The following is a 9,050-nucleotide window of genomic DNA, read 5'->3' as shown; positions in this document are numbered from 1 at the left end:
CAGGACGCCACCAAAGTCATCACCGTGCGCTCTACGGGGTTTGACGCTGCAGCCAGCGCCGGACAAGCGCCAGCAGCTATCGAAAGCGTAGCGGCAGTGGCCGACGCCGGACAAAGCAGCTTCCAGGGCAGCGAAATCGCCAAGAGCGACCGGCCCGAACTCACGGCGGCCAAGATCATCGTCTCCGGTGGCCGGGCGCTGGGCAGCAAAGAGAAGTTCGACGAAGTGATGACCCCGCTGGCCGACAAGCTGGGCGCCGCGCTGGGTGCCAGCCGCGCAGCGGTGGACGCGGGCTACGCCCCCAACGACTGGCAAGTGGGCCAGACGGGCAAGATCGTGGCGCCGCAGCTGTACGTGGCGGCCGGTATCTCGGGCGCCATCCAGCACCTGGCCGGGATGAAGGACAGCAAGGTCATCGTGGCGATCAACAAAGACCCCGAGGCACCCATCTTCAGCGTGGCCGACTATGGGCTGGAGGCCGATCTGTTTACGGCCGTGCCGGAGCTGGCCGCAGCGCTGTAAGCCACGCCGGATCAGCACCCGGCAGTGGTCTGGGTGCTATCCAAATGAGAGCTGCTAGCGCTTATCTGGTGAGCGTTAGCGCCGCTTTTGAATAAAAATAAACCGGAGACAATGTCCATGAACACCCCCCTTTCCCGCCGCGCCCTGGTGCGCGTTGGCACCGCCGCCCTGGCCACTGCCGCCTTGCCCGCTTGGGCGCAGTCGGCCTGGCCCAGCAAGCCCATCAAAATCATCGTGCCCTACACGGCGGGCGGTTTTACCGACCAGATGGCGCGCCTGCTGCAAGTGGGCCTGCAAAAGCAGCTGGGCCAGCCCGTGGTGATTGACAACAAGCCCGGCGCCAACAGCATCATCGGCGTGGATGCAGTGGCCAAGTCGGCGCCCGACGGGCACACGTTTGGCGTGGTGATTCCGGCTTTTACGGCCAACACCACGCTCTACCCCAAGCTGCCGTACAGCCCGGGCAAGGATTTGGTGGGCGTGTCGCTGATGGGCGTGTCGCCGCTGGTGGCTGCGGTGTCCAGCAATGCGCCGTTCAAGAACACCCAAGAGCTGATCGCCTATGCCAAGGCCAATCCGGGCAAAGTCAGCTTTGCCTCGTCGGGCAGCGGCTCGGCAGCGCACCTGACCAGCGAGCTGTTCAAGACGCTGACCAAAACGTTCATGGTGCACATCCCGTACCGGGGCGCCTCGCCCGCGCTGGCCGATTTGCTGGGCGGCCAGGTGCCGTTGTTCCTCGATCCGCCGCCCAACCTGATCCAGCCTGCCAAGGCCGGGCGCATCCACCTGATTGGCGTGGCCAGCGACAAGCGCCTGCCCATCCTGCCCGACGTGCCCACCTTTGTGGAGCAGGGCATACCGGGCATGCTGGGCAGCACCTGGGCCAGCATGATTGCCCCGGCAGGCACGCCGCGCGACATCGTCAAGCGCATGTCGGACGCCGTGAACCAGATCATCCAGAGTCAGGAGACCCGCGCCAAGCTCGAAGCCATGGGCACCTTTGCCGAAGGCACCACGCCCGAGGCCTGCGATGCCTTTTTGGCCTCAGAGACTGCCAAGTGGGGCAAGGTGATTCGTGATGCGGGCGTGAAGCTGGACTGAGCGCGCACCCGCCGCAGCGGCGGCGGCAGCGGCGGGCTGCGTTCAGTTGTTGCGGATGTCGTTGTCGCGGATGACTTTGCCCCACTTGTCAAAGTCTTTTTGCATGCGGCTGCCCATGTCTGCGGGCGTGGCGTAGGCGGCGGTGGTGCCTGCCTGCTGGAGTTTTTCCTGAACGGTTTTGTCGGCCAGGGCTTTCTTCAGCTCCTGGCTCAGGCGCGCCACGATGTCGGCGGGGGTGGCGCTGGGGGCCAGCAGGCCGCCCCAGGCCACGGCTTCAAACCCGGGGAATCCTTGCTCGGCCACCGTTTTGACCTCGGGCGTGAAAACCACCCGGCTGGACGAGCCCACCGCGATGGCGCGCAGCTTGCCTGCCTTGATGTGGGGCAGGGCGGCAATCATGTCCGAGAACATCATGGGCACCTGCCCGCCCAGCAAGTCGGTGATGGCCGGGGCGCTGCCACGGTAAGAGATGTGCTGGATGTCGAACTGCCCCTGGCTTTTGAGCAGTTCTGTGGACAGGTGGCCAAAGCTGGCGTTGCCCGCGCTGGTGTAGTTGAGCTTGCCGGGCTGGGCCTTGGCCTTGGCCACGAGCTGCTGCAGCCCGGTGACGTCGGGCATGACCTGCGGGTTGACCACCATGACGATGGGCAGGTCGTAGGCGCTGCCAATGGGCGCGAAGTCTTTGAACAGGTCGTACTTTTTTTGCCCGTAGAGGTGGCCAGCCAACAGCGTGGGCGATGCCAGCATGACCAGGGTGTAGCCGTCGGCGGGGCTTTTGGCGGTGGCCTCGGTGCCCAGCATGCCCGATGCGCCGGGCCGGTTTTCCACGATCACGGGCTGTTGCAGCCCCTCGCCCATCTTCTGCCCAATGATGCGCGCCGCCGTGTCGGTGGGCCCGCCCGGAGGGAAGGGAACAATCAGCTTGATGGGCTGGGTGGGGTAGCTTTGGGCCAGTGCCTGGCCTGCCAGCAGGGGCAGCGCCAGGGCGGCGACCAGGCCGCTCAGGATATGGCGGCGCGCTGCGGTGGCCCGGTGGTGGTTTGTCGTTTTCATAAGTCTCCTTGGGTGGTTGCTGGTATGGCCACCGTGGGGTGGGCTGCCAGCGGTGGGTCGGTCAGGCACCAGGGCCCGGGCCGGAAAATGCGTGCGTCCATCGTTTGCAGGTCGGGCGCCACCTCCAGCGGGCCAGCGCACTGCGCCAGCACATCACGCTGCAAATCCATGCCGGGTGCCAGCTCGACCACGGTCAGGCGCTGCTGGCCTTGGGCGTCGGCCCGCATCTGGAACACGGCGCGTTCGGTGATGTAGAGCACCGGCGTGCCCCGGTGGGCGGTGTAGGGGCCGTTGAAGCTCAGGTGCGCGACCTGATCGACCAGTTTGCGCACCCGCCCTTCCTGCACGATGCGCAGGGCGCCGCCATCGACGGCCACTTGCAGGCCGCCGGTGGTCAGGGTGCCCATGAAAACCAGGGCCTTGGCGCTTTGCGTGATGTTGATGAAGCCGCCCACGCCTGCAATCGATGTTTTGCCCGCTTCGCCAAACTTGCTGACGTTGACGTTGCCCAGCGTGTCCAGTTCTGCCAGCCCCAGGATGGACAGATCGATGCCGCCGCCCTCGTAGAAGTCGAACTGTGCGGGCTGGTCGATGACGGCCTCGGGGTGGGCGGAGGCGCCAAAGCTCAGGCCATCGGCGGGTGTGCCGCCCACGGGCCCGGCCTCGACGGTGAGCGTAAAGCCCGACAGCCCCGCCTGCTGTGCCAGCGCGCCCACGGCGGCGGGCATGCCCACACCCAGGTTCACTACGCGCGGCTGCAGCCGTTGCAGCTCCAGCACGGCACGGCGCTGGATGATGGTGCGGGCGTCCAGCAGTGCGCCAGTGGCTTGGGCTGGTGGCAGTGTTTCGGCCCGCTCGCCGCGCCAAGGCTGGGTGTAGGCGGCATTGAAGTTCTCTGAGAACGTCATCTGGTGGTGTGCCGGGTCATCACAGACCACCACGTAGTCCACCAGGATGCCCGGCACATGGATGGCGTGCAGCAGCTCGTGGCACTCGACCAGATTTTTCACCTGGGCGATGACGATGCCGCCGCTGTTGCGGGCGGCCTGGGCGATGGCCAGCAGTTCGTGGTGGAAAGCCTCGCCGTGGGTGCTCAGGTTGCCCCGCGCATCGGCTGCCGTGGCGCGCACCAGCGCGCAGTGGATGGGAAAGGCGGGGTAGAACAGGTGTTCCTTGCCGCGAAACTCCAGCGCTTCCACCCAGTTGGAGCGCCCTTCAGCAACGGCGCGGGCCGCCGACTGGTTGATGGCGCCTGCGTGGTAGCGCGCATCCAGGTAGGTGCGGGGGTCCACAAAAGTGTGCAGGCCGATGGGTGTCAGCACACCCGGTTTGCCTGCGGCGATGGCGCGGTAGAGGTGGCTGATGACGCCTTGGGGCAGGTTGTAGCCCTCGCATTGCTCTTGCAGCGCCAGAGCGCCCAGGCGCGGCGCCGAGCGCCAGTGCCCGCCGCAGACCACCCGGGTCATGCCCGGCTGGCCGAAATGGTTGACGCCGCGCTGGCCCCGGTCGCCCTGTCCGGCGGAATAGACCAGCGTCAGGTCGCGCGGCTGGGCGCTGGCCAGAAAGCGCCGCTCCAGCGCCGAGGTGATGGCTTCGGCATGGCCTGCGCCCACAAAGCCTGCACAGGCCACCGTGGCACCAGAGGGAACCAGTGCGGCAGCCTGGTCGGCACAGATGATTTTCATGGGATGCGGGCCTTGGAGGAAATAGATAAAAATGTTTATTTGGCGAACAAATGTTCGCTAATTGATGGATGCTAAACGGCATTGCCTGTGGACGCAAGCACCACGCCCACTCCTACAATGCCCCGCTTGCCCCTGAAAGAAGTGTGAAATGCCTGCCTCCCCTGTCTGCGAAGCGACGGCCAAGAAAGAGCCCGAACTGCTCGATGCCTTGTCCAACGGCCTGGCGTTGCTGCGGCTGTTTGCCACGGGCGTTCCGACGATGACGATGCAGCAGGTGGCAGAAAAACTGGGCGTGACGCGTGCCGCCGCGCGCCGCTTGCTGCTGACGCTGCAACACCATGGGTACGTGGCACAAGATGCGCGCCAGTTCGCCATCACCCCCAAGGTGCTGGAGCTGGGCCATGCGTATTTCGCCTCGATGAGCCTGCCGGTGCTGGCGCGGCCTGTCATGCACGCGCTGGCGCATGAGTTGCAGGAAACCTGCTCCCTGGGCGTGCTGGACCAGGATGCCGTGGTGTTACTGGCCCGTGAGGAGCCACCCCGGCTGCTGCGGGTGGATTTGGGGGTGGGGCGGCGCTTGCCTGCGTTTGCGCACTCGATGGGGCGGGTGCTGCTGGCGGCGCTGGATGATGCAGCGCAGGCCGCTTACCTGCGTGACGCCACGCTGACCATGCTGACACCCGCCACCACCACCGACCCCGGCGCGCTGGCTGGCATTTTGCAGCGCGTGCGCAAAGAGGGCCATTGCGTACTGGACAGCGAAATGGTGGATGGCTTTGGCGGCATTTCGGTGCCCCTGCGCGATGGCCAGTCCAAGGTGGTGGCGGCGCTGGGGCTGAGCATGGTGCTGGGGCGCCGCTCACGCAAGGACCTGCTGCGCGACTGCCTGCCGCCTTTGCAGCGGGCCGCACAGCAAATTGAGTGGGTGCTGCGCGCCCGCGCCGGGTGAGCCCGTCAGGCGTAGCGCTTGGCGCGCAGGTTGTCCTTCATTTGTTGCAGCAGCGGTTGCAGCGGGCTGCCAATGCGCAGGGCCACGCAGGTGGCCAGCACGTCAATCACCAGCAGGTGCAGCAGGCGCGACACCATGGGGCTGTAGCGGTCGTAGCCCTCGGGGTGGTCGGCGGCCAGGTGGATATGGCAAGCGCTGGCCAGGGGTGAGCCGCTGGCGGTGATGGCAATGGTGGTGGCGCCATTTTTGCGCGCGATTTCTGCCGCGTCCATCAGGTCGCGCGTGCGCCCGGAGTTGGAGATGATGATGGCGCAGTCGCCCGGGCCCAGCAGCGTGGCGCTCATCACCTGCATGTGGCCGTCGCTGGTGGCCAGGCTGGTAATGCCCAGCCGGAAGAACTTGTGCTGCGCGTCCTGCGCCACGATGCCCGAATTGCCCGCGCCATAAAACTCGATGCGCCGCCCGGTCTGCCAGGTGCTGGCAATGGCGGTGGCCGCGCGCTCAATGGCCACGGTGCTGGCGGCGTTGCGGTATTGCAAAAAGGCGGCCACGGCGTTGTCCACCACCTTGACCAGCACGTCGCCGGTTTTGTCATCGGCGTCCACGCTGCGGTGGATGAAGGGCACGCCCTCACTGACGCTGCCCGCCAGCTTGAGCTTGAAATCGGCCAGCCCGTCGTAGCCCATGCTGCGGCAAAAGCGCACCACGGTGGGTTTGCTGACGTTGGCGCGTGCGGCCAGCTCGCGCACGGGAAGGCGGGCAAATGTGCGCGCGTCGGCCAGTACCAGGCGGGCCACGCGCTGCTCTGCCGGGGCCAGGGACGACAAAGACGCTTCAATGCGATCGAGCACGGGGCAAAATTCCTAAAACCAGATCAGAACGCATGGCACAAGCAAGGTGAACATAAAAGTGATAGCAATGTAACGCGGTTTCAGGCGCTGTTGCCGGGCACCACAGCACCCGATGGCGGGACTGGCGCCCTGCAAACCGCATGCAGCGCCCGCATACACTTGCAAACTTGTCATCTGCCCAGGGCCGCCGGCCAGGGCGCCCGCAAGGACGTTTTATGAACCAGCTCGACGCACTCAAACAGTTCACCACCGTGGTTGCCGACACCGGCGATTTTCTCCAGCTGGCCCAGTTCCGGCCACAGGATGCCACCACCAACCCCTCGCTCATCCTCAAGGCGGTGCAAAAAAGCGAATACGCCCCGCTGTTGCAAGAGACGGTGGCGCAGTGGCGGGGCCGTGACCTGACCGAGGTGGTGGACAGGCTGCTGGTGCGCTTTGGCTGTGAAATCCTGGCCACCATCCCGGGCCGCGTGTCCACCGAGGTGGATGCGCGCCTGAGCTTTGATACCAGCGCCACCATCGCCCGCGCCGAGCGCCTGATCGAGCTGTACCAGGCCCAGGGTGTCCACATCGACCGCGTGCTCATCAAGATTGCCGCCACCTGGGAGGGCATCAAAGCCGCTGAAAAACTGGAGCAGCGCGGCATCCACACCAACCTGACGCTGTTGTTCTCGTTTGCCCAGGCGGTGGCCTGCGGACAGGCCAAGGTGCAGCTGATTTCGCCGTTTGTGGGCCGCATCTACGACTGGTACAAAAAACAGGCCGGCGCCAGTTGGGACGAGGCCGCCATGGCCGGTGCCAACGACCCCGGCGTGCAATCGGTGCGCGCCATCTACCACCACTACAAGCACTTTGGCATTGCCACCGAAGTGATGGGCGCGAGTTTCCGCAACGTGGGCCAGATCACTGCGCTGGCGGGTTGCGACCTGCTGACCATCGCCCCCGACCTGCTGGCGCAACTGGCCGCCACCGATGCGCCTCTGGTGCGCGCACTGGACGCCGATGCCGCCCGCGCCATGGATTTGCCTGCTGTGCAGTACGACGAAGCGGGTTTTCGCTACGCGCTCAACCAGGATGCCATGGCCACCGAGAAGCTGGCCGAAGGCATCCGCGCTTTTGCCGCCGATGCGGCCAAGCTCGACCAGCTGCTGCTGGCCGCCTGAATGCCAGCGCCTGCAACTGTCCTCACTGCTGCCGCCACCCACGCCACAGTGGACACTGGCCGCGCCGCGCCCTGGGGCGATGGCGCGCGCCTGCGCTGCGACCAGACGGCGGCCTGGGGTGCGCTGCGCGCCCACTATGAGCGCACGGGTCGCAGCTTCGATGTGCGCGAGGCCTTTGCCGCCGACCCGGGCCGCTACCAGGCTTTCAGCCAGGAAGCGCCCCATGTGTTTGCCGACCTCTCGCGCAACCGCACCGACACTGCCACAGAGGCGCTGCTGCTGGCGCTGGCGCGCGAGTGCGGCCTGGAGCAGCACCGCGCCGCCATGTGGGCGGGCGAGGCCGTCAACACCACCGAGCACCGGGCCGCGTTGCACCATTTATTGAGAAATCCGGCCCCATCGCCCGCCCAGAAAGCGCAAGTAGCTACTGATTTAATAGCAAATGCGGAGCAGGATGTGCAGGCCACGTTGCACGCCATGCTGGCCTACGCCGAGGCCGTGCGCCAGGACGCGCACATCACCGACATCGTCAGCATTGGCATTGGCGGCTCGGGCCTGGGGCCGGCCATGGTGGTGGCGGCGCTGCAAGACCTGTGGCTGCCGCAGCAGCGGGTGCATTTTGTGTCCAACGTCGATGGCATGGAGCTGGGCAGCCTGCTGCGCCAGCTGCGCCCCGAGCGCACGCTGTTCCTGATCGCCTCCAAAACCTTCACCACGGCGGAAACCATGGTCAACGCGCACGCTGCGCGCGACTGGTTTCTGGCCCACGGCGGCAGCACGCAGGCCGATGCCGCCCTGCCGCTGGCGCGCCACTTTGCTGCGCTGACCACCAACATCGCTGCTGCCCGCGACTTTGGCATTACCACCACCTTTGGATTTTGGGACTGGGTGGGCGGGCGCTTTTCGCTGTGGTCGGCCATCGGGTTGCCCATTGCGGTGGCCGTGGGCGCCGAGGCATTCCGCGCGCTGCTGGCCGGTGCCCACGCCATGGACGAGCACTTTCACAGCGCACCCCTGGAGCGCAACCTGCCGGTGCGCCTGGGGCTGCTGGACGTGTGGTATCGCAACTTCCATGGCTTTGGCAGCCGCTGCATTGCGCCCTACAGCCACGGCCTGCGCCGCCTGTCGGCGTATTTGCAGCAGCTGGAGATGGAGAGCAACGGCAAGGGCGTGGACTGGCAGGGCCGCGCGCTGCCCTACGCCACCTCGCCCGTGGTCTGGGGCGAGCCCGGCACCAATGGCCAGCACGCGTTCTTCCAGATGATCCACCAGGGGCTGGACGTGATTCCGGTCGAGTTCATCGTGCTGCGCCGGGGCGGGCGTGATTTGCCCGAACAGCACCCGCGCCTGGTGGCCAACGCGCTGGCGCAGGCGCAGGCGCTGATGCTGGGGCGCGAGAGTGCCTGTGGCCACCGCCACTTCAGCGGCAACCGGCCCAGCACGGTGCTGCTGCTGGAACAGCTGACGCCGGCATCGCTGGGCGCGCTGATTGCGCTGTATGAGCACCGCGTGTTTGTCGCCGGATCGCTTTGGGGCATCAACAGTTTTGACCAGTGGGGTGTGGAGCTGGGCAAGCAGCTGGCTTCCAACATCGAGCCACGCCTGGCCAGTGGCGACACTACCGGGCTGGATGCGGCCACGGCGGGGCTGTTGCAGCGGCTGGGCGCGGGTATCGGCCCTGGCCCTGGCGTGTAAGCGCCCGGCGCCCCTGCGCCCCTGCGCCCCG

8 protein-coding genes are annotated in these 9,050 nt (G+C 66.4%); 5 read left to right on the top strand and 3 right to left on the bottom strand.

Features of this window, described 5'->3' with window-relative positions; all coding sequences use genetic code 11:
- Both EV674_RS15430 and EV674_RS15425 read left to right on the top strand, forming a co-directional pair.
- On the top strand, nt 1-522 hold a 522-nt coding region (locus EV674_RS15430; RefSeq protein WP_132750475.1), incomplete at its 5' end, for an electron transfer flavoprotein subunit alpha/FixB family protein.
- Between the two features lie 117 nt (nt 523-639).
- The gene (locus EV674_RS15425; RefSeq protein ID WP_119014414.1) at nt 640-1,623 is read left to right on the top strand and encodes a tripartite tricarboxylate transporter substrate binding protein; all 984 of its coding nucleotides are present in this window, start codon (nt 640-642) and stop codon (nt 1,621-1,623) included.
- A 42-nt stretch (nt 1,624-1,665) separates the two neighbouring features.
- On the opposite strand, the gene EV674_RS15420 is transcribed toward EV674_RS15425, so the two are convergent.
- Both EV674_RS15420 and EV674_RS15415 read right to left on the bottom strand, forming a co-directional pair.
- Nucleotides 1,666-2,676 carry a tripartite tricarboxylate transporter substrate binding protein gene (locus EV674_RS15420; RefSeq protein WP_119014415.1) on the bottom strand — a complete coding sequence of 337 codons (1,011 nt, stop codon included), beginning with the start codon at nt 2,674-2,676 and terminating at the stop codon, nt 1,666-1,668.
- Nucleotides 2,673-4,361 (bottom strand): acyl CoA:acetate/3-ketoacid CoA transferase, encoded by a 1,689-nt coding sequence (locus EV674_RS15415; RefSeq protein WP_119014416.1) that lies wholly within the window; start codon nt 4,359-4,361, stop codon nt 2,673-2,675. The genes EV674_RS15420 and EV674_RS15415 overlap by 4 nt, the downstream gene beginning before the upstream one ends.
- A gap of 148 nt (nt 4,362-4,509) precedes the next feature.
- Here EV674_RS15415 and EV674_RS15410 point away from each other — a divergent pair, with 148 nt between their 5' ends.
- Nucleotides 4,510-5,310, top strand: a complete 801-nt coding sequence (locus EV674_RS15410; RefSeq protein WP_119014417.1) for an IclR family transcriptional regulator domain-containing protein — start codon at nt 4,510-4,512, stop codon at nt 5,308-5,310.
- Between the two features lie 5 nt (nt 5,311-5,315).
- Here EV674_RS15410 and EV674_RS15405 read toward each other — a convergent pair whose 3' ends face one another.
- On the bottom strand, nt 5,316-6,161 hold the full coding sequence (locus EV674_RS15405) for a MurR/RpiR family transcriptional regulator (protein WP_119014418.1): 846 nt from the start codon (nt 6,159-6,161) through the stop codon (nt 5,316-5,318).
- 215 nt (nt 6,162-6,376) lie between these two features.
- On the opposite strand from EV674_RS15405, the gene tal reads away from it, so the two are divergent.
- Together tal and pgi are read left to right on the top strand one after the other, a co-directional pair.
- Nucleotides 6,377-7,324, top strand: coding sequence for a transaldolase (gene tal, locus EV674_RS15400; protein ID WP_119014419.1), 948 nt, complete (start codon nt 6,377-6,379; stop codon nt 7,322-7,324).
- Complete coding sequence (pgi, locus tag EV674_RS15395) at nt 7,325-9,019, top strand: glucose-6-phosphate isomerase (protein WP_119014420.1); 1,695 nt, start codon at nt 7,325-7,327, stop codon at nt 9,017-9,019.
- The last annotated feature ends 31 nt before the right edge of the window (nt 9,020-9,050 follow it).

Origin of the sequence: Simplicispira metamorpha, assembly GCF_004341365.1 — a bacterium.
Taxonomy (GTDB): Bacteria; Pseudomonadota; Gammaproteobacteria; order Burkholderiales; family Burkholderiaceae_C; genus Simplicispira; species Simplicispira metamorpha.
The sequence above is the reverse complement of the archived record's forward strand: the minus strand, read 5'-3'. Positions and strand labels throughout refer to the sequence as shown.